Here is a 20,531-nt window from a genome sequence, read left to right on the forward strand (position 1 = left end):
CGCCGGTGCGGGTCCCGGCCGCTCGACCCGGCCGGGACCCGCGCCGTCCGTGGTGCCTTGACCGGGTCGGTCCCGGCTCAGGCCACCGACTCGATGCGCATCTTGATGTCGTCCGGTGACAGGGTTCCCTTGGCCGCCACGTGATCGCCCGAGGACTCCCCGCGCAGTCGCCGTCCGATCCACGGCACCAGATATTCGCGCGCCCACTGGATGTTGTCGCGGCGCATCTCCAGCGTGCCGCGCGGCGGGAGGGGCGGCCAGGGCTGGTCCGGGTCGGCGGGTACGTCGAGGCCGAGTACCTGTCCGGCACGGAGCGCCACCCGGGTGTGCCCCTCGGGCGAGAGGTGCAGTCGGTCTCCGTCCCAGGCGCGGCGGTCCTGGATCGTCTTCAGGGACCAGAGGTCGAGGACGGGACAGCCGTAGCGGTCCGCGATGGCCCGCACATGTCCGTTGTAGGTGGCGATCTTGCCGCGCAGATGCTTGAGCACGGGCACGTCACGTGTGTCGAAGCCGGTGGTCACCATGACCGTGCCGACGGCGGAGGTGAGATCGGAGATCGCGCGCTCGAAGCGCTCCGCGACCTCGTCGGGGTCGGTGCCCGGGCGGATGATGTCGTTGCCGCCCGCGCAGAACGAGACCAGGTCGGGGCCGAGCTCCTTGGCCTTCAGGAGCTGGGACTCGACGATCTGGTCGAGCAGTTTGCCGCGCACGGCGAGATTGGTGTAGTTGAAATCGCCTTCGGGTCGCCGGTCGGCGAGAAGTACCGCGAACCGGTCGGCCCAGCCGACGAACGCCCCGTCGGGCCCAGGGTCGCCGACGCCCTCGGTGAAGCTGTCCCCCACCGCCACGTACGACCCGATCACTGATCTGTCGTCACTCTTCGAATCGTCTGCCACATCGACCCATAATTCACCTCTGGATGTGAGCTACGCGACCGTAGGGAAGGGTTGACGGACGGTGAGATAAGCCACTCGCCAAGCGTTGGTCAACTCTGGAATAAGACCCGGAACACGGACGTTGAAGGAGCGATCACCCACGGGCCGGGAAATCACGGGAAATCACCGGGCAGCGGTCAGGCGCCTGGTTCGACAGTGGCCGGGTGCCTCACACCGGGAACACCGAAGGCCGGACCCCGGGATCGTGGGTCCGGCCTTCGGAGGCTGTCCTGCCGTCAGGAGCAGGGTGAGCGTCTGGAGCTCAGGGTGAGGCGTCAGCCGACGGCGACACCGTGCGAGCGAAGGTACGCGACCGGGTCGACGTCGGAGCCGTAGTCCGGCGTGGTGCGGATCTCGAAGTGCAGGTGAGGTCCGGTGACGTTGCCGGTCGCGCCGGAGAGGCCGATCTGCTGGCCCTCGGTCACGGTCTGCCCCGCCGAGACGGACAGGGACGACATGTGGGCGTACTGGGAGTACTTGCCGTCGGCGTGCTGGATGACGACCTGGTTGCCGTAGGCGCCGCCCCAGCCCGCGGAGACGACGGTGCCCGCGGCTATGGACTTGATCGTGGTACCGGTGGGAACCACGAAGTCCACGCCCGTGTGGTAGCCGCTGGACCACATGCTGCCCGGCACCTTGTAGCCGGTGCCGACGGAGCTGCTCTCGACCGGCAGGGTGTAGCCGGAACCGCTGCCGGCGGAAGCGCTGTCGGGGGCAGCGGTGTCGGGGGCCGGGGTCGCCTGGTCGGTCTTGGGCGCCGGGGCCGTCGTGCGGGTCGCCGTGTGCGTGGCCGTGTGCGTGACCGTGTGAGTGGCGCCGACGAAAGCGGCCTTCTTGCCGAGCGACAGCTTCAGACCGGGGTGGATCAGCGACGGGTCACCGCCGATGGCGGAGCGGTTGTCGGAGTAGATCTTCTTCCAGCCGCCGCTGACGTTGTGCTCGTCGGCGATCTTCGAGAGATAGTCGCCGGACTTCACCGCGTACGTCTTCGTCGTGGCGGCCTTCCCGGCGACGGGAGCGGCGGTGGCGGCCTTCTCGACGTGCTGCGCGACGGCGGCGGCCGGGGTCGCGGCGTGCGCGCCGGTGGCTCCCATCAGCGGCAGCGCGAGTGCGGCGCCACCGGTTCCGGCCACGGCGATCGAGCGGGTGAAACGGAGGGACTTGGGACGGCGGTGCTTACCCTTCGCGGGCATGACGTTTTCCTCTCCGGCGCCTGCGGGGTGAGCTGTCGGGTGCGGGCTGGAGATGCCCGGCCACGCTGCTGCGTGGCTGTACCCCTAGCCTGTTCCGGAGACCGGACCAGGCGCGGAACCTGTGGGTCCCCCGCTCCTGCCATGTACGGGTGAGTGTGCGGATTCCGGACGGCGGCAGGATTGGGCGTCCGTCCGGATTGAGGCAGAACGTAGGCGAGATGAGAGCGCGTCGACAACTACGCGCTTCTCCCGTTCGTCCACCTTTCTTGATCCATGCGGAAATTGCCGTCACCCTCTGTGGAATGACGATCTTTCGGGCATCCCAACCCGCCGGGAAATGCGGGCGGGTTGGAATTCGAGGACGGCAACGCATCGTCACGAATATGACGCTCCTCACGCGACTCGACCCAGGCTGCTTCATTCCAGGGCCAGTTGTAACGAAGGCGCCAATTAGGGACAGAACAGCCAGATGCGGCGCAGGCGGATAATCATCACATCTGGATTCCAAGGTGGGTCGACTCGCAAAAACGGCACGCCCCAATGCCGCATCTCGCAACAATTCACCCCGGCATACACGCGCGACCGGAGGCGGCGGGCGACCGGTGAACACATTCGAACACGTGTACACATAAAGCGTCGCCGTCAAGGCCGTATCTCCTGAGACGAGACGCCTGTGGACAACTCATTGCCTCAGGAACCCATGTCGTATCGTCGAGAGCGCCAGCCGGACACAACTGCCGACGAGCGACGCCGAGTCCACCAGGCGACGCCGACGGCCGAATGGGAGGAGCCCCCGTGACGCAGCAGGTCCCGTCGACCGAGCCCGAGCTCGGCGGAGTGCGCAACTTCCGCGACGTGGGCGGCCTGCCCACCGCGGACGGCCGACGAGTGCGCTACGGGCACCTGTTCCGCAGCGGCCACCTCGCGCACGCCACGGAGGAGGACGTCGCGTTCCTCGACTCCCTGGGACTCCACACGATCTTCGACTTCCGTAATGCCGCGGACCAGAAACTGGAGGGCCCGGACGTCGAACTGCCGGGCGTACGGAACGTGAACCTCCCGCTGACCGACCCGGCGGCCGGCGGCGAGTTCTGGAAGATGGTCCGCGAGGGCGATCTCGACCAGCTGCGGGGGCTCCTCGGCGACGGCAAGGCAGCGAACCGCATGATCAACTCCTACCGCGCGATCATCAAGGAGCGCACGGCCGAGCACTCCCAGGTGCTGCACGCGCTGGCCGAGGACAGCGCGCCCGCCCTGATGCACTGCGCGGCCGGCAAGGACCGCGCCGGACTGTCCATCGCGATCACCCTCCTCGCCCTCGGCGTCGAGCGCGACGCGATCGTGGCCGACTACCTGGAGTCGAACGCCGCGCACCGCCGCTACAAGGTGCACCGCAGCAACACCTCGGCCGCCGCGTACTCCCCGGAGGTGATGGAACTGCTCAGCCCCCTGTTCGACGCGCGCGCCGAGTACCTGACAGCCGCGTTCGAGACGATCGAGGAGACCTGGGGCAGCGTCGACGCCTACCTGGAGCAAGGACTGGGGATGACGCCGGAGCTCCGGGAGCGTCTGCGCGAGCGGCTGCTGGACTGAGCCGCTCGCCCGGTCTGCGGTTCTACTGGTTGTGCGCGCCCAGCGTGAAGAGCAGATAGATGAAGGCCGCGAAGAGGTGGCCGACGGCGACGTAGATGATCAGCCGCACCCACAGGGCGCGGGGGAACTTCTCCTCCATGGAGCGGCTGCGGGGTTCCGTGGGTTCGGTCATGACGTCTCTCCCGAGGTGGGGTGGCCCGTCGCAGGACCGAGGCACAGCGCGGCGACGGGGCTCTGCAGCAGGGTGTGTACGAAAAGAAGCTCGGCTCCGTCGCGTTCGGCGGCGGCGATGCGGTGCGGGGTCAGCGAGTCGAAGTGGGCGCTGTCCCCCGGCGCGAGCGTGTGCGCGGTGTCCCCGAGGCGCAGCCTGAGCCGCCCCTGGAGGACGTACAGCCACTCCTCGCCCGGGTGGACGCGCACGATGTCACCCTGCGAGCCGTAGGGGACGTGCACGCGCAGCGCCTGCATACCGCGGCCCGCGGCACCGGCCTGCCAGTAGGTCCAGCCGCCCGCCGGGGCCGCTTCCATGTCGGCGGCCCGGACGATCGCGTCACGGTCGGCGACCGTCTCGCCGAGCAGTTCGGAGACCGTCGTACCGTAGACACGGGCCAGCGTGAGCAGCATCGGCAGCGAGGGCTGGCGCTGCCCGGTCTCCAGTCGGGAGAGATGCGCGGGCGAGAGTCCGGCGGCGCGGGCGGCGGCCTCCAGCGTGAGGGAGGCGCCGCGGCGCAGCGCGCGGAGCTGGGGCGCCACGGCGCGCAGCTCGGCGGACGGCTCTTCGACCGCCCCTGGATCGGCAGGGCTCATATGACCATTGACCCCGATGATTGCCTCTGGGGCAATTTTCTTGCCCCAGAGGCAAAGAGTCCCGCGGTGCCGGGGTCTCAGCGGTTCGCGACCGCCTGTTTCACCAGCGTCTTCCCGAAGTCCCACATCAGCCCGCCGCCGCCGTGCGCGTCCTCCATCACCGCGGTGAAGGCGTCCACGAACCGGTCGACGTCCCTCTCGTCGATGACCAGCGGCGGGATCAGCTTGATCACCTCCAGATGGTCGCCGGAGACCTGGGTGAGGATGCGGTGCCGCTGGAGCAGCGGGACGACGACCATCTGCGCGAACAGGCCCTTGCGCGCGGCCTGCAGCATGGTCCAGCGGCCGCGCAGCTTGAGCGACGTGGGCCGGCCGAACTCGATTCCGATCATCAGACCCCGGCCGCGTACGTCGCTGAGCAGCTCGTACCGGTCGACCAGGGCCGCCAGCCGGGACTTCAGCCGTTCTCCGGTGATCCGCGCGTTGGCGACGATCTGCTCGTTCTCCATCACGGAGAGCACCGCGAGCCCCGCCGCCATGGCCTGGGCGTTGGACCCGAAGCTCGCCGAGTGCACGAGGACCCGGTCCATGGAGGAGTAGACCTTCTTGAAGATCCAGTCCTTGCCGAGGGTCGCGCCGACCGGCACATAGCCGCCGGAGAGCGCCTTGGCCACGCACACCAGGTCCGGTTCGACACCTTCCTCGTGCTGGTAGGCGTAGAAGTCGCCGGTGCGGCCGAGGCCGGTCTGCACCTCGTCGGCGATGAGCAGGGCCTTGTGCTTGTGCAGCAATTCCTGGGCGGCGCGCAGATATCCGGGCGGGGACTCGTGGACGCCCTTGCCCTGGATCGGCTCCACGATCAGCGCGGCGACGTCACCCTTCTTCAACTCCCTCGCCAGGGCGTCGAGATCACCGAGGGCCACGGCCGTGTCGGGCAGCAGTGGTGCGAAGCCGTCGCGGAAGCCGTCCTCGCCGTTCACGGACAGGGAGCCGGTGGTCAGACCGTGGAAGGCGTGGGAGCAGTACAGGATCCGCGGCCTGCCGGTGGCGTACCGGGCGAACTTCAGCGCCGTCTCGACCGCCTCCGTGCCGCTGTTGCCGAAGAACACCCGGTCCAGGTGCGGGGAATGGGTGAGCAGTCGCTCCGCGAGCAGGCCGGGCAGCGGCTGGCAGTCGAAGCGGGTGAGGTCGGCGAGCGAGGCGTCGAGGACGTCGTGCAGTGCCTGCCGGACGACGGGGTGGTGGCGGCCGAGGCCCATCACCCCGAACCCGGCGAGCATGTCCAGGTAGTCGTCGCCGTCGGCGTCCCAGAAGTGCGCGCCCTCGGCCCGCTCGTACACCTTGTCGAAGCCGATGGTGTGCAGCATGCGCGGGAGCTGGTGGTTCAGGTACTTCGTGTGCAGCTCGTAGCGCTCGGCTCCGCGCTCGGCGAGGAGTGCGCCGAGGTCGAACTCCCCCTTCTCCGCAGGGTCGGTCATTCCTGTTTCTCCTTGGACGACTCGTGCTCGGCCGGCTGGTCCGCGGCCTTCGACAGCTCGTACGCGGCCTTGGCCCGCTCAGCCTTGATGGCCAGGCCCGCGCTGATCCGCCCGGCGATCTCCACGGGCGTGAGCCCGATGTCGGCCAGCACCTCGGCCCGCTTGGCATGCGCGAGGAACTGCTCCGGGATGCCGAACCGCCGTACGGGCACGTCGACTTCGGCGTCCCCGAGAGCGAGGGCGACGGCCGCGCCGACGCCGGAGGCCCGGCTGTTGTCCTCGACGACGGCGACGAGCCGGTGCCCGGCGGCGAGGTGGGGAAGCGCGGGGTCGACGGGCTTGACCCAGCGCGGGTCGACGACGGTGCAGCCGATGCCGCGCGACTCCAGCAGGTCGGCGGTCTGGAGGCAGACCGGCGCCATGACGCCCACCGCGACGAGCAGTACCTCGGGGCGCTCGCCCCGGTGCAGGACGTCGAGCCCGCCCACGTGGTCCACGGCGGGGATCGCCGGACCGACCGACTCCTTCGGGAAGCGGATCAGGGTCGGCGCGTCGTCGACGGCGACCGCCTCTCGCAGCTGCGCCCTCAGCTGGTCGGCGTCGCGCGGCGCGGCGATCCTGAGGCCGGGCACGACCTGGAGGATCGACATGTCCCACATGCCGTTGTGCGAGGCGCCGTCGACGCCGGTGACGCCGGCCCGGTCGAGGACGAAGGTGACACCGCAGCGGTGCAGCGCGACGTCCATGAGGAGTTGGTCGAAGGCCCGGTTGAGGAAGGTCGCGTAGACGGCGACGACCGGATGCAGGCCGCCGGTCGCGAGTCCGGCCGCGGACACCGTGGCGTGCTGCTCGGCGATACCGACGTCCCACACCCGGTCGGGGAACCGCTCGGCGAACTTCCCGAGCCCCACCGGATGCAGCATGGCCGCCGTGATGGCCACGACGTCCGCGCGCTCCTCGCCGATCCTGACGATCTCGTCGCCGAACACGGAGGTCCAGGAGGGGCCGTTGGACGGCGCGAGGGGCTCGCAGGTGAGCGGGTCCATCACCCCGACGGTGTGGAAGTGGTCCTCCTCGTGAGCGAGCGCGGGTTCGTAGCCTCGGCCCTTCTCCGTCAGACAGTGGATGAGCACGGGGCCGTGGAAGCGTTTCGCCCGGCGCAGCGCGGACTCCACGGCTCCCACGTCGTGGCCGTCGATCGGGCCGACGTACTTGAGGCCGAGGTCCTCGAACATGCCCTGCGGCGCGAAGGCGTCCTTGAAGCCCTTCTTCGCGCCGTGCAGGGACTCGTAGATCGTGTTGCCGACCAGGGGGGTGCGCAGCAGGACGCCCTTGCCCCAGGCGAGGACCTGCTCGTAGCTGTCGGTCGTCCGCAGGGTCGCGAGGTGGTTCGCGAGGCCGCCGATGGTCGGCGCGTAGGAGCGTTCGTTGTCGTTGACGACGATGATCAGCGGCCGGTCCTTGGCGGCGGCGATGTTGTTGAGCGCCTCCCACGCCATGCCGCCGGTCAGCGCGCCGTCGCCGATCACCGCGACGACATGGCCCTTCTCGCCCTGCACCTGGCGGGCCTTGGCGAGCCCGTCCGCCCAGCCGAGCGCCGTGGAGGCGTGGCTGTTCTCGATGACGTCGTGCACGGACTCCTCGCGCGAGGGATAGCCGGACAGGCCGCCCTTGCTGCGCAGCTTGGAGAAGTCCTGACGCCCCGTCAGCATTTTGTGTACGTAGCTCTGATGGCCGGTGTCCCACAGGATGCGGTCGACGGGCGACTCGAAGACCCGGTGGAGGGCGATGGACAGTTCCACCACTCCCAGGTTGGGTCCGAGGTGACCGCCGGTCCTGGCGACCGCGTGCACCAGGAACTCCCTCACCTCTTCGGCCAGTTCACCGATTTCCGCCTCGGACAGCGCCTTCAGGTCACGTGGTCCCCGGATGTTCTCCAGAATCGTCACGTCGGGCCCCCTCTCGGTCCGTGCTGATCAGCTCACGGTGACGGCCGGTTCTCCGGACGCGACGCCGTCGTTCTCCATCTGCTCCGCGATCTTCATCGCCTCGTCGATGAGGGTCTCGACGATCTTCGACTCGGGGACGGTCTTGATGACCTCGCCCCTGACGAAGATCTGTCCCTTGCCGTTGCCGGAGGCGACCCCCAGGTCCGCCTCCCGCGCCTCGCCGGGGCCGTTGACGACGCAGCCCATGACGGCGACGCGCAACGGGACCTCCATCCCCTCCAGACCGGCCGTGACCTCGTCGGCCAGCTTGTACACGTCGACCTGGGCGCGCCCGCAGGACGGGCAGGAGACGATCTCCAGGCGCCGCTGCCGCAGCCCGAGCGACTCCAGGATCTGGATGCCGACCTTGCACTCCTCGGCGGGCGGCGCGCTCAGCGAGACCCTGATGGTGTCGCCGATGCCCTCGCTGAGCAGCGCGCCGAACGCGACGGCCGACTTGATGGTCCCCTGGAACGCCGGGCCGGCCTCGGTCACCCCGAGGTGCAGCGGATAGTCGCACTGGGCGGCGAGCTGCCGGTAGGCGTTGACCATGACCACCGGGTCGTTGTGCTTCACCGAGATCTTGATGTCCCGGAACCCGTGCTCCTCGAAGAGCGACGCCTCCCACAGCGCCGACTCGACGAGGGCCTCGGGCGTCGCCTTCCCGTACTTCTCCAGCAGCCGCCGGTCGAGCGAGCCGGCGTTCACGCCGATCCGGATCGGGGTTCCGGCGTCCTTCGCGGCCCGCGCGATCTCCTTCACCTTGTCGTCGAACTGCTTGATGTTGCCGGGGTTCACCCGCACCGCCGCACAACCCGCCTCGATCGCCGCGAACACGTACTTCGGCTGGAAGTGGATGTCCGCGATCACCGGGATCTGCGACTTGCGGGCGATGGTCGCGAGGGCGTCCGCGTCGTCCTGCGTGGGGCAGGCGACGCGGACGATCTGGCAGCCGGACGCGGTCAGTTCCGCGATCTGCTGGAGGGTGGCACCCACGTCCGACGTACGGGTCGTGGTCATCGACTGCACCGACACGGGCGCCCCGCCGCCGACCGCCACCGGTCCGACCTGGATCCGCCGCGACACACGGCGCTCCGCGATCGGCCGGACCGGTACCTCGGGCAGGCCCAGGGAAACGGCGGTCATGTAGTCACCCGCGGCTTTCCGTGAAGGTCTCGCGGGCCGCCCGGATCGACTCCTTGAGGGAGCCCATGGTGGCGAGGACCGCCGTCGGCTCGTAGCCGCAGTGCGCCATGCAGTTCGCGCACCGGTCGTCCTTGCCGCGCCCGTAGGAGTCCCAGTCGGTCTCCTCCAGGAGCTGCTTGTACGTCTGCACGTACCCGTCGCTCATCAGATAGCAGGGCTTCTGCCAGCCGAAGAGCGAGTAGCTCGGGATCGCCCACGCGGTGCACGGGAAGTCGACCTTGCCCTCCAGGAAGTCCAGGAAGAGCGGGCTCTGGTTGAGCCGCCAGCGGCGCCGGTTGCCGCCCGCGAAGGCCTTCTTGAACAGTTCCCGGGTCTGCTGGACGCCGAGGAAGTGCTCCTGGTCGGGTGCCTTCTCGTAGGCGTAGGCGGGCGAGAGCATCATCTCGTCGACCTTCAGGTCGTCGTTGAGGTAGTTGAGCACCTCGATGATGGTCTGCGGGGTGTCGGTGTTGAAGAAGGTCGAGTTGGTGGTGACGCGGAAGCCACGGCGCTTGGCCTCCTTGATGGCCTCGACCGCCTCGTCGAAGACGCCCTCCTTGGCGACGGACTCGTCGTGCCGCTCGCGCAGCCCGTCGATGTGCACGGCCCAGGCGAAGTACGGCGAGGGCTTGAACTTGTCCATCTTCTTGCGCATCAGCATCGCGTTGGTGCAGAGGAAGACGAACTTCTTCTTGGCCACCAACTGCCGCACGATCTCGTCGATCTGAGGGTGCATCAGCGGCTCGCCGCCGGCGATGGACACCATCGGCGCACCGGATTCGAGGACCGCGCCGACGGCCTGGGCGACCGGCATGCGCTGCTTGAGCACACCGGCGGGGTGCTGGATCTTGCCGCAGCCCTCACACGCGAGGTTGCAGGCGAAGAGCGGCTCCAACTCGACGAGCAGGGCGAACTTGTCCCGCTTCCTGAGCTTCTGTTCAAACAGGTATGCAGCGACCTTCATGGACTGCCGAAGCGGCATGGCCATACGGCTCACCTCCGAGGGAGCGACAAAGAACGGTGCCATTCGAAAAAAGCGGGAAGCACTGAACGAAGAACACGGAAAGCCGATATTCCACCGCGGACCGTGCCGATTCGGACGAGTTCATGTTCTGGAGCATCCACGACCACCCGTACGGCCGCAACGGGACGGATCCCCGAGCGGACCGCGCCGAGCAGGGTGGCCGCGGACTCCATGTCGACGGCGATGGCCCCGGTCGCGAGCAGATCGGAGCGCTCGTGACCGCGGACGACGTGATCGGAGCCGGTCAGCGGCCCCGTGTGGACGGTGCGGCCGGGCACGGCGCGCACGAGTTCCTTGACCAGGAGATCGGTGCCCACGCACGGCGTGGTGCCGCCCGGGTCCCGGGTCTCCTCGGCGACGACCAGGTCACCGGGGTGCATGCCCGGGGCGAGCCCCGCGCAGAAGCCGGTGGCCACTACGGCCGCAGCGGACAGCGCCGGGTCGGCGAGCACCCGGGTGACCGACCGGTCGGCGGCCTTGGGTCCCATGCCGGTGCGCAGCACGGTGACCGGCCCGTCGGCGCCGCTCCGGTCGCCGCTGCGCAGGGCGAGGTGCTCGATGCCGAGCGCGCAGGCGATCAGCAGCGGGTCGGGAGCGGGCCGCCTGTCCATCAGCCCCCCTTCGCCGCGGAGAAGAGCTCTCCGTGGACATAGCGGCCGAGCGCGGTGAGCGGGAAGACCTGCCGGTAGAGGTGGTAGTTGATCGAGAAGTCCCACGGGAATCCGGTCCCCGTGAAGTACGGCTCGTCCCAGGAGCCGTCGGACAGCTGGGTCTCCGCGAGCCAGACCACCCCGCGCTCCACCGCCTTGGAGTCGCCCTCCCCCGCGGCCAGCAGGGCGAGCAGCGCCCAGCCGGTCTGGGAGGCGGTCGAGGCGCCGCGCCCGCTCCATCCGGGGCTGTCCTCGTAGGAGCGCATGTCCTCGCCCCAGCCGCCGTCGTCGTTCTGCACGGTCTCCAGCCAGGACACCGCCCGACGGATCGCCGGGTGCGAGCCGGGCAGCCCCGCCGCGACGAGGGCCGGCACCACCGACCCCGTTCCGTAGACGTAGTTGACGCCCCAGCGCCCGAACCAGGACCCGTTCGGCTCCTGGTGGGAGAGCAGCCACTCGATGCCCCGGCGGGTGCGCGGGTCGTGCCCGAGCCCCTCGAACGCCAGCATCTCCACCACATGCGCGGTGACGTCGGCGGAGGGCGGATCGATCACCTCCCCGAAGTCGCAGAACGGCAGCCGGTTGGGGAAGGCGCTGGTGTTGTCGACGTCGAACGCGCCCCAGCCGCCGTCCTTGGACTGCATGCCGAGATTCCAGCGGACCCCGCGTCCGATGGCGTTCTCCACGCGGTCCGGGTCGTGGTGCCGGACGCGGCGCAGTGCGAGGACGACCTCCGCGGTGTCGTCGATGTCCGGGTAGTTGTCGTTGTGGAACTCGAACGCCCAGCCGCCCGGCGGCAGTTGGGGGCGCTTGACCGACCAGTCGCCGGGCCGGACGATCTCCTCCCCGAGCATCCAGTCCACGGCCTTGACGAGTTGCGGATGGTCGGCGGGCACTCCCGCGTCGGCCAGCGCGATGGTCGCCAGGCAGGTGTCCCACACCGGTGACTGGCAGGCCTCGATCATCCGGGCACCGTCGTCGCGCCATACGGCGAAACGGTTTAGCGAGGCCAGCCCCTCGCGCATCACCGGATGTTCGAGGTCGTAGCCGAGCAGGTGCAGGGCGATGACCGAGTAGACGGCGGGCGGCTGGATGCCTCCCCAGCAACCGTCGTTCTCCTGACGCTCGATGATCCAGCGGGCCGCCGTGTTCATCGCCGCTCTGCGCAGGGCGCGCGGCGCGACCTTGCGGTACTGGTGCAGGACCTTGTCCAGGCGCTGGAAGGCGCCGTCCCAACTGGCCACCGGAGCAAGGGGCTTGGCGGGGTTGGGATCGCGCGGGTCGGTGTGCAGCTCGTCGAGCGGGAACGGCGCGGGCCGCACCGGACGCTTCGCCGAGACGATGGTGAGAGGCACGATCGTCTGCCGCGCCCAGCAGCCGAAGTCGTAGATGTTCAGCGGCATCCACTTCGGGAAGTAGATGAGCTCCGGCGGCAGTTCGGGCAGGTCGTCCCACTTCCACCAGCCGAAGAGGGCGAGCCAGATCCGGGTGAAGACACGGGCCGCCGCGAGGCCGCCGCGCTCGCGGATCCACGCGGAGGCCTTCGCCATGTGCGGATCGTCCGGGGCGTCCCCGGCCAGCCGCAGGGCGACGTACGCCTCGATGGTGGTGGAGATCTCGCCCGGACCGCCGTAGAACGAGGCCCAGGTGCCGTCCTCGCGCTGCTCGCCGCGGATGAACACCGCGGCGCCGCGGGTGGTCGGCTCGTCGCGGATTCCCAGGAACTGACGGAGAAGCAGGTCCTCGGCGTCCATGGTGACGTTCGTCTCGAGGTCGCCCTTCCACCAGCCCTGGGCGTCCTGCCGCGCCAGCAGGAAGTCCGTGGCGCGCTCCATGGCGCGCGTGGCGGCGTCTCGGGTCTCGACTGTCCCGGCCGCCTCGGGAATGGTCTGATGCTGGGTTTCGCTGGCCGAGGCAGCGCGGGGCGGCAGGGCCCCGGTGCTTCCGTCGGTCGTCGCTGTCATGGCTTCCCCTTCGTGCAGTGGTAAGTCTCTGCTGTGGGTCCGCCGTCGGCCGGTGCGTTCGTTCGGATGGATATCCCGCTGCCCGAACGAGGTTCGAAGCTTGGGGAAGGCACCGGCCGGCGACTACGCGAGGTTTATTCGACCGATAACGATCATCTCTTCCGTACGACCACGAAGTCGGCGAGCGCCACGAGCTGGGCCCGTACCTGTTCGGGCATCGGGACGGCGTCCAGTGCCTCGATGGCGATCGCGTGCTGGCGACGCGCTTCCTGGGCGGTCCACTCGCGGCCGCCCGCCTCCTCGATGAGCGCGGCGCGCGCGGCGAACTCCTCCTCGGAGAAGTTCTCGAAGTCGCTGGCCTTGGCGTCCTCGGCGAGCAGTTCACCGAGCCGCTCGGAGGCGGGGCCGCCCGCGGCGAGCGCGGCCACGACCGGCAGGGACTTCTTGCGCTGGCGCAGATCGCTCCAGGTCTGCTTTCCGGTGGCCTCGGGGTCGCCCCAGATGCCGAGGAGGTCGTCGACGGCCTGGAAGGCGAGACCGAGGTGGTAGCCGTAGCGCTCCAGCGTGTCGGCGGTGAGGTCGTCGGCGCCGCCGAGGACGGCTCCGATGGAGCAGGCGCAGGCGAGCAGGGCGCCGGTCTTGTTGCCCTCCATCTCCAGGCACTCCTCGACGCTGACGCGGTCGCGGTGCTCGTAGGAGATGTCCTGGGCCTGGCCGTCGATGAGGGCCCGGGTGGCGGTGGTCAGGCGCCGGGTGGCGCGACCCGCCTCGACGGTGCCGAGCTCCAGGAGGACCTCGTTGGCCAGCGCGAACAAGGCGTCGCCGACCAGGATGGCCTGGGCGGGGCCGTGCACCTTCCAGACGGTGTCGCGGTGGCGGCGCTGCTCGTCGCCGTCCATCAGGTCGTCGTGCAGCAGCGAGAAGTTGTGCACCAGTTCGACCGCGACCGCACCGGGGACGCCCACCTCGGGGGCGGCGCCGGCGGCCTGCGCGGAGAGGACGGCGAGCGCGGGGCGTACCGCCTTGCCGCCGTCGCCGTCCGCGGGGTTGCCCTCGGCGTCGATCCAGCCGAAGTGGTAGGCGGCGACGGTGTCCATGGGCGGCGCCAGACGGTCGACAGCCGCCTTGAGCACCGGTGTGGCCAGGGTCCGGCCGCGCTCCAGGAGCGCGGTCACGTCCACCGCGTCGGCAGCCGTTTCGGCCGGGGGCACAGTGGGCACGATCTCTCCTCTTGTTGCGGTACCGGGGGTGCGGGGGCCTGCCAGGCTCCGGTCGAGCGTCATGCCGCCTCCTCGAAGAGTCCGAGGAGGTGATCGCGGGGCCGGCCCAGGGCGTCCAGCGCGGCGTCCGCCGCACCGACTCCACTGCGAACCGCACTCTCCATGGTCGCGGGCCACCCTGTGGCGGTCCACGCTCCGGCCAGGTACAGGCCGGGGGCCTTGGTACGGGCACCGGGCCGCAGCAGCCCGACGCCCGGGGCGGGGGCGAACGTCGCGGTGCGCTCCCGGGTCACGAAGAAGTCCTTCACTCCGGCGCCGCGCGCACCGGGCAGCAGCCGCTCCAGCTCCGGCAGATACCGCTCCCGGAGCACGGCGACGGGCTCGTCGATCTCGTCCTGCGCCGCCGACTGCGACAGCGCCAGGTACTGCCCCTCCCGGAGCCCGGACGCCTCGGTGCGGTCGAAGACCCACTGCACCGGGGAGCCGAGCGCCGCGAAGAACGGCGCGGTGAGGACCTTGCGGTCGTAGACGACGTGGATGTTGAGGATCGGCGCGGTGCCGATCTCCAGAAGCCGCTCGGGGGCGTCGAGCGCTCCCTCGGGCAGAAGTTCGTGTGCCTCGCGCTGGGGCACGGCGAGCACCACCGTGTCGGCCTCGATGCGCTCGCCGGGAACCTGAACGCTCCAACGCCCGTTTTCGTAGGGGGAGACGGAGGTGACGCGTGTACGGATCTCGGTGCGCACGCCCGCGGAGTCGAGCGCCTTGCGGGCCAGAGTGTCGTGCAGTTCGCCCAGCGGGACGCGCGCCCAGCCGATGTCGGCCGCGCCCGGGTCGGACAGCAGACCCGTCTTGAACACCATCGCGGCGAGCCCGAGCGAGGAATCCTTGGCCACCGCGTTGAGGGTGGCGACCCCCACGAGGTCCCACAGTGCTTCGACGGCACGTTCCGACTGACCGTGCGCGGCGAGCCAGTCGCCGAAGTTCTGCGCGTCGAGTGCCGGATCGGTCAGATCCAGACCCTTGAGCGCGAGCGCGGCACGGCCGACCTTGGCGCGCTCGGCGAGCGACAGATGCTGGTACGTGGCGAGGCTGCGCGCCAGATGCAGCGGCACGGGCAGCGCGCTGCGGCCGATTCTGCCGAGCCGTCTTCCGGGAGGTGCCCCCAGATCGAGAACGGGCACGTCGAGACGATCCTGCAGAGGCGCGAGCGAGGTTCCGTCGACGCGGTCGAGGAACCAGCGGTAGGCGGTGCAGCAGCGCAGGAAGACATGCTGCCCGTTGTCCACGGTGAGCTCGCCGCGCTGGAAGGAGAAGGCGAGTCCGCCGAGTCGCGGCCGGCCTTCGAGCAGCGTCACCCGCAGCCCGGCGTCGGCCAGCGCGAGCGCGGCGGTGATCCCGGCGAGCCCTCCGCCGATCACCACGGCAGCGGCCCGGCCGGAATCGTCCGTGGACTCGACCTCGCTCATCGCGCACCCTCCCCCGCGGCCGCGCCGTGATGATCGAACGGTGCACGGCAGGCCGTCGCAGTCAGGGACGCCACGCGGCCACGGAGGGTTGCGTGCCACTTCTCGTCGGCGGAATCACCTTGGCCCATTTTGTCCATCAGGCGCGCCTCCGGACCGTACGACGGGAGACGTGCCGCGCGTCGAGACCGGAAAGGCCGCGCACGGCGACGTACGCCTTCTCGCGCCCCGGCAGCGACACCCTGCCGCGCAGCACGGCCTCGGGCTCGCGCTCGATGCGGTCGAGGAGCCGCCGGTAGATGCCCGCCATCGCCGCGACACAGGCGCCACTGCGCCGGTCCAGCATGGGCAGCAGCCGGTAGCCCTCGGCGAAGAGGGCACGCGCCCGCCGCACCTCGAAGTGCACGAGCCCCGCGAAGTCGGAGCCCGGCGGAGGAGCCGACCCGTTGAACCCGGCCGAGCAGCCGAACTTGGCCAGGTCGTCGGCGGGCAGATAGGTGCGCCCGCCCTCGGCGTCCTCCCGGACGTCCCGCAGGATATTGGTGAGCTGAAGCGCGAGCCCGAGCGTGTCCGCGTACTCCGGCGCGCGCTCGGCGCCACGCGCCCCCGGTTCGGTGCCGAAGACCCCGAGCGAGAGCCGCCCGATCGCCCCGGCCACGCACCGGCAGTAGACCTTCAGGTCGTCCCAGGTCTCGTACGTCTCGCCGCGCACGTCCATCAGCACGCCGTCGATGAGTTCGTCCAGACCCCCGAGGGGTACCGGGAAGTACTCGGCCGTGTGACTGAGGGCGACCGCGACCGGGTCGGTGTCGTCCTCGGCGACGGCGCCCTCGCGGACCCGGGCGAGCAGCGCCCGCGTCTCCTCCAGGCGCACCGCCTTGACGTCCGGTGCCAGCACACCGTCGCCGATGTCGTCGACGCGCCGGGAGAACGCGTAGAGCGCCGACATCGCACGGCGCTTGGGCGTCGGCAGAAGCCTGATGCCGTACGCGAAATTGCGCGCCTGCTGACCGGTCACCGCCTCGCAATAGCTGTACGCGGCGAGTACCGGTGCGGACACGTGCTGTTCCGACTCCACGGTCCGGATCACCCCTTTCCTCGCAGAGTCACTCCCACCTCGCGCAGCAACTGGAGCTTGCCGGGCTTGGGCGGGCCGGGAAGTACGTCGTATTCGGCGGCGGCGATCGCTCGGATCGCCGCCCTTCCCCCCGCGACGAACCCCGCGAGCAGCAGTTTCAGCCTGCCGTGGACGCTACCCACGAGGGGGGTGCCTTCATTCAGGAGGTTCATGGCGCGTTCTGCTTCGTATGCAACCAGTGCTCGCACCGATGCGCCTGCCGTGGGGACGGCAAGATCCGCTTCTACGACGTGAAAGCGCTTCATGTCCTCGGCGGGCAGGTAGACGCGGTCGCGGCCGAGGTCCTCGGCGACGTCCTGGAGGTGTTCGACGATCTGCAGCGCCGTGCAGACCGCGTCGGAGTGACGGACCCGCTCGGGCGTGGACGTACCGGTGACGGACAGGACCAGCCGGCCGACGGGGTTCGCGGACAGCTCGCAGTAGGCGAGCAGATCGTCATAGGTCTCGTACCGCTTGACGAGCTGGTCCTGGCGGTTGGCCGCGATCAGACCGAGAAAGGGCTCGGGCGTGAGGCCCGCGCGGCGGACCGCGGGCTGGAGCCGGCGCAGCAGGGGGTGGCGCGGGGTGGAGTCGAACACCCGGTGAAGATCGGCTTCGAAGGCGTCGAGGAGGGCCGTACGGTCGTCGGCCTCCGCATCCGACACGCCGAGCAGGCGGGCGTCGGCGCCACCGGGGGCGAGATCGCCGTCACCGATGTCGTCGACGAGCCGGGCGAAGCCGTACACGGCCATCAGGTCGTCGCGCCAGGCCCTGGGCAGGAAGAACGGGGCCACCGGGAAGTTCTCGTCCGCGGCTTTGTCGAGGGTGCCGCGCTCCGGATCGCCGGTGCGGGCCGTCCCGGCTTCGGTCACCGCTCGCCACCCGGCGCGAGGACGGCACACGCATCGCGGAGCTGGAGAGTCACCGTAGCCATTGCCGTCACATCTCCCGTTCTACACTGCCGACCCAACACTGCCCATTTCGGACACGCCGCCCGGAGATCCGCTCAGCGTGACGGTGCCGGGTGTCGCGTATTATCGCCCTACTTGACGCGATTCAGCACCGGTACAGCTTACGTTGTACAACGTGGCACACTCCGCCGGGGTGTCCTGCACATCACAACAACACACCGATTGGCGTCAAGATTCCTCACGCCGACGGGAGTTGGCGTTTCCTTTGCAGACGCAGGGCCCCACCGGAGAGTTCCGGCGGGGCCCTGGTCCTGTCCTGGGCGAAACGGGCTACTTGCCCGTGAACTTCTCGTACTCCTTGAGGACGTCCTCGGTCGGACCGTCCATGCGCAGCTCGCCGCGCTCCAGCCAGAGCACGCGGTCGCAGGTGTCGCGGATCGACTTGTTGTTGTGACTGACCAGAAATACCGTGCCCGCGCTCTTGCGGAGCTCACGGATCCGGGCCTCGGACCGCTTCTGGAAGGAGCGGTCGCCGGTCGCGAGGGCCTCGTCGATCATCAGGACGTCGTGGTCCTTGGCCGCCGCGATGGAGAAGCGCAGCCGGGCCGCCATACCGGAGGAGTAGGTCCGCATCGGCAGGGTGATGAAGTCGCCCTTCTCGTTGATGCCCGAGAAGTCGACGATCTCCTGGTAGCGCTCCCTGACCTGCTCGCGGGACATGCCCATCGCGAGGCCGCCCAGAATGACGTTCCGCTCGCCCGTCAGGTCGTTCATCAGGGCCGCGTTCACGCCGAGCAGGGAGGGCTGGCCGTCGGTGAAGACCTTGCCCTTCTCGGCGGGGAGCAGACCGGCGATGGCCCGCAGGAGCGTGGACTTGCCGGAGCCGTTCGAACCGATCAGGCCGATGGCCTCGCCCCGGTACGCGGTGAAGGAGACGCCCTTGACGGCGTGCACCTTGCGCACACCGCGTTCCTCGCCGCGCTTGAGGATGCGGCTGAGGGCGGCGGTGGCGCTGCCCTTGCCGGTCTTGGCGCCGTTCACGCGGTAGACGATGTGCAGTTCGTCCGCGATGACGGTCGGAATGTGCGACCTCTTCTCGAGCTCAGCCACGGCCGTACCTCTCTTCAGCCTTCCAGAAGTACACGAAACCGCCGACGGCCGTGACCACGGCCCAGAAGACGGCGATGGCCCACACGTGCGGGGGCAGGTGGGAGGAGCCGTAGCCGTCGATGAGCGCGTAGCGCATCAGGTCCATGTAGACGGCGGCCGGGTTCGCCTGGAGCACCCGGGCGATCCAGGCGGGTCGGCCGGCGAGCATGGCGCTGATGGAGAACATGACACCGGAGGCGTACATCCAGGTGCGCAGGATGAACGGCATCAGCTGGGCGAGGTCGGGCGTCTTGCTGCCCATCCGCGCCACGATCAGCGCGAGGCCGGTGTTGAACAGGAACTGCAGGAACAGCACCGGGACGATCAGCAGCCAGGACAGGCCCGGATAGCTGCCGAAGGCGATGGCCACGACGAACAGCACGATCATCGAGAAGAGCAGCTGCTGGAGCTGCTGGAGGGCGAACGAGATGGGCAGCGAGGCACGCGGGAAGTGCAGCGCGCGCACCAGGCCGAGGTTGCCCGAGATCGCCCGGACGCCCGCCATGACCGAGCTCTGCGTGAAGGTGAAGACGAAGACGCCGGTCACCAGGAACGGGATGTACACGTCCTTCGTCATGCCGCGGTCGGCCTTGAGGATCAGGCCGAAGATCAGGTAGTAGACGAACGCGTTGAGCAGCGGCGTCGCCACCTGCCAGAGCTGGCCCAGCTTGGCCTGGCTGTACTGGGCGGTCAGCTTGGCCTGCGAGAAGGCGAGGATGAAGTGCCGCCGGCCCCACAGCTGACGGACGTACTCGACCAGCCCTGGCCGGGCACCGCTGACCGCGAGCCCGTACTTCGCGGCCATTTCGGCCGCGGAGAGCCCGTCATCGGGCGACGGCCGGTCGCTCACGGCGACTCCGCCGTCCTGCGTGGTCTCACTCACAAGGGGAACTTTCGTCTTCAATATGCACACCGCCGGGTCGGGCGTGGGCATGAACCGGGGACCGGTGGGGTCCGGGTGCTCTCAGGATCGAGCTTGTCAGATGACCGGGGGTCGGCCCAGTCGAGTCAGCCGCCACACCGTGCGCCACCTCATGGGACGGCGAGGTCCGCACGGACTCGTCCAGCCTTCCCCGAATCCGCCGAACCAGGCCCGCAGAGCGGCCCGCGAGGGGCGGCGCAGCAGCGTCAGGAGCATCCAGACGCCGAGGTAGACCGGGACGAGCGGCGCCGGAAGGTTGCGGCGCGCGAGCCAGACCCGGTTGCGGGCCACCATGCGGTGGTAGACCGCGTGGCGCGAGGGGGCGGTCGTCGGGTGGTACAGCACCATGTCGGACCGGTAGTCGATCATCCAGCCGGCGTCCAGGGCCCGCCACGCCAGGTCGGTCTCCTCGTGCGCGTAGAAGAACGCGTCCGGGAGCCCGCCGACCTCGGCGAGGACCTTCGTACGGACGGCGTTGGCGCCGCCGAGGAACGTCGTGACGCGCGAGGAGCGCATCGGGTCGGCGGCACGCAGCCTCGGGACATGGCGGCGCTGGGTCTCGCCGGTCTCGGGGTCCGCGATACGGAAGCTGATGATGCCGAGTTCCGGGTCGTCGGCGAAGGCCCGGCGGCACAGCTCGGCCGTGTCGTGGCGGGCCAGCAGGCCGTCGTCGTCCAGGAAGAGGAGGACGTCGACGTCGGTGCCGCCGGGGCCGAAGGCCTCGATGCCGACGTTGCGTCCGCCGGGGATGCCGAGGTTCTCGGGCAGTTCGACCGTGCGGACGCCCGCGGGGACCTCCGGGACGGGTGAGCCGTTGCCGACCACGACCACCTCGACACGGTCGCCGTCCTGCTTGGCGACGGAGTCGAGAAGGGCCCTCAGTTCGTCGGGGCGGTTGCCCATGGTGATGATCACCGCGCCGACCTTCATGG

At 69.7% G+C, this 20,531-nt stretch carries 19 protein-coding genes and 1 riboswitch; of the genes, 1 reads left to right on the forward strand and 18 read right to left on the reverse strand.

Going from position 1 to position 20,531, the window contains the following annotated elements:
* Nucleotides 1-77: 77 nt before the first annotated feature.
* Both ACFYW8_RS25215 and ACFYW8_RS25220 read right to left on the reverse strand, forming a co-directional pair.
* The gene (locus ACFYW8_RS25215; protein WP_365869955.1) at nucleotides 78-863 is read right to left on the reverse strand and encodes an SGNH/GDSL hydrolase family protein; all 786 of its coding nucleotides are present in this window, start codon (nucleotides 861-863) and stop codon (nucleotides 78-80) included.
* 347 nt (nucleotides 864-1,210) lie between these two features.
* Complete coding sequence (locus ACFYW8_RS25220) at nucleotides 1,211-2,128, reverse strand: peptidoglycan DD-metalloendopeptidase family protein (RefSeq protein ID WP_389080239.1); 918 nt, start codon at nucleotides 2,126-2,128, stop codon at nucleotides 1,211-1,213.
* 4 nt (nucleotides 2,129-2,132) lie between these two features.
* Nucleotides 2,133-2,290: riboswitch (cyclic di-AMP (ydaO/yuaA leader) on the reverse strand.
* 633 nt (nucleotides 2,291-2,923) lie between these two features.
* Here ACFYW8_RS25220 and ACFYW8_RS25225 point away from each other — a divergent pair.
* The gene (locus ACFYW8_RS25225; RefSeq protein ID WP_365869714.1) at nucleotides 2,924-3,721 is read left to right on the forward strand and encodes a tyrosine-protein phosphatase; all 798 of its coding nucleotides are present in this window, start codon (nucleotides 2,924-2,926) and stop codon (nucleotides 3,719-3,721) included.
* Between the two features lie 22 nt (nucleotides 3,722-3,743).
* On the opposite strand, the gene ACFYW8_RS25230 is transcribed toward ACFYW8_RS25225, so the two are convergent.
* From ACFYW8_RS25230 to ACFYW8_RS25305, 16 genes are all read right to left on the reverse strand, one after another.
* Entirely contained in the window at nucleotides 3,744-3,860 is a 117-nt protein-coding gene (locus ACFYW8_RS25230; RefSeq protein ID WP_362501904.1) for a DUF6126 family protein, read from the reverse strand.
* A 29-nt stretch (nucleotides 3,861-3,889) separates the two neighbouring features.
* Nucleotides 3,890-4,528, reverse strand: coding sequence for a helix-turn-helix domain-containing protein (locus tag ACFYW8_RS25235; protein WP_389080243.1), 639 nt, complete (start codon nucleotides 4,526-4,528; stop codon nucleotides 3,890-3,892).
* 77 nt (nucleotides 4,529-4,605) lie between these two features.
* Complete coding sequence (locus ACFYW8_RS25240) at nucleotides 4,606-6,006, reverse strand: aspartate aminotransferase family protein (RefSeq protein ID WP_389080246.1); 1,401 nt, start codon at nucleotides 6,004-6,006, stop codon at nucleotides 4,606-4,608.
* Nucleotides 6,003-7,955, reverse strand: coding sequence for a 1-deoxy-D-xylulose-5-phosphate synthase (gene dxs, locus ACFYW8_RS25245; RefSeq protein ID WP_389080250.1), 1,953 nt, complete (start codon nucleotides 7,953-7,955; stop codon nucleotides 6,003-6,005). Before dxs ends, ACFYW8_RS25240 begins: the two co-directional genes overlap by 4 nt.
* A 27-nt stretch (nucleotides 7,956-7,982) precedes the next feature.
* Nucleotides 7,983-9,140 (reverse strand): flavodoxin-dependent (E)-4-hydroxy-3-methylbut-2-enyl-diphosphate synthase, encoded by a 1,158-nt coding sequence (gene ispG, locus ACFYW8_RS25250; protein WP_365869709.1) that lies wholly within the window; start codon nucleotides 9,138-9,140, stop codon nucleotides 7,983-7,985.
* A gap of 4 nt (nucleotides 9,141-9,144) precedes the next feature.
* Nucleotides 9,145-10,167 (reverse strand): adenosyl-hopene transferase HpnH, encoded by a 1,023-nt coding sequence (hpnH, locus tag ACFYW8_RS25255; RefSeq protein WP_328552270.1) that lies wholly within the window; start codon nucleotides 10,165-10,167, stop codon nucleotides 9,145-9,147.
* 5 nt (nucleotides 10,168-10,172) lie between these two features.
* Nucleotides 10,173-10,814, reverse strand: a complete 642-nt coding sequence (locus tag ACFYW8_RS25260; protein WP_389080256.1) for a 1-hydroxy-2-methyl-2-butenyl 4-diphosphate reductase — start codon at nucleotides 10,812-10,814, stop codon at nucleotides 10,173-10,175.
* A complete protein-coding gene (gene shc / locus ACFYW8_RS25265) occupies nucleotides 10,814-12,817 on the reverse strand; it encodes a squalene--hopene cyclase (RefSeq protein ID WP_389080259.1) in 2,004 nt (667 codons plus the stop codon). Before shc ends, ACFYW8_RS25260 begins: the two co-directional genes overlap by 1 nt.
* 152 nt (nucleotides 12,818-12,969) lie before the next feature.
* Nucleotides 12,970-14,100, reverse strand: coding sequence for a polyprenyl synthetase family protein (locus ACFYW8_RS25270; protein WP_365869706.1), 1,131 nt, complete (start codon nucleotides 14,098-14,100; stop codon nucleotides 12,970-12,972).
* Complete coding sequence (gene hpnE, locus ACFYW8_RS25275) at nucleotides 14,097-15,503, reverse strand: hydroxysqualene dehydroxylase HpnE (protein WP_389080262.1); 1,407 nt, start codon at nucleotides 15,501-15,503, stop codon at nucleotides 14,097-14,099. Before hpnE ends, ACFYW8_RS25270 begins: the two co-directional genes overlap by 4 nt.
* A complete protein-coding gene (locus tag ACFYW8_RS25280; protein WP_389080265.1) occupies nucleotides 15,500-15,640 on the reverse strand; it encodes a DUF6380 family protein in 141 nt (46 codons plus the stop codon). The genes hpnE and ACFYW8_RS25280 overlap by 4 nt, the downstream gene beginning before the upstream one ends.
* A complete protein-coding gene (gene hpnD, locus ACFYW8_RS25285; protein WP_365869704.1) occupies nucleotides 15,640-16,590 on the reverse strand; it encodes a presqualene diphosphate synthase HpnD in 951 nt (316 codons plus the stop codon). The genes ACFYW8_RS25280 and hpnD overlap by 1 nt, the downstream gene beginning before the upstream one ends.
* The gene (gene hpnC / locus ACFYW8_RS25290; protein ID WP_365869703.1) at nucleotides 16,587-17,489 is read right to left on the reverse strand and encodes a squalene synthase HpnC; all 903 of its coding nucleotides are present in this window, start codon (nucleotides 17,487-17,489) and stop codon (nucleotides 16,587-16,589) included. The genes hpnD and hpnC overlap by 4 nt, the downstream gene beginning before the upstream one ends.
* 369 nt (nucleotides 17,490-17,858) lie before the next feature.
* On the reverse strand, nucleotides 17,859-18,638 hold the full coding sequence (locus ACFYW8_RS25295) for an ABC transporter ATP-binding protein (RefSeq protein ID WP_355853703.1): 780 nt from the start codon (nucleotides 18,636-18,638) through the stop codon (nucleotides 17,859-17,861).
* Nucleotides 18,631-19,560 (reverse strand): ABC transporter permease, encoded by a 930-nt coding sequence (locus ACFYW8_RS25300; protein WP_389080272.1) that lies wholly within the window; start codon nucleotides 19,558-19,560, stop codon nucleotides 18,631-18,633. The genes ACFYW8_RS25295 and ACFYW8_RS25300 overlap by 8 nt, the downstream gene beginning before the upstream one ends.
* Before the next feature lie 96 nt (nucleotides 19,561-19,656).
* Nucleotides 19,657-20,529, reverse strand: coding sequence for a glycosyltransferase (locus ACFYW8_RS25305; protein ID WP_365869953.1), 873 nt, complete (start codon nucleotides 20,527-20,529; stop codon nucleotides 19,657-19,659).
* Between the last annotated feature and the right edge of the window lie 2 nt (nucleotides 20,530-20,531).

The sequence above is a fragment of the Streptomyces sp. NPDC002742 genome (assembly GCF_042888885.1).
Classification (GTDB): domain Bacteria; phylum Actinomycetota; class Actinomycetes; order Streptomycetales; family Streptomycetaceae; genus Streptomyces.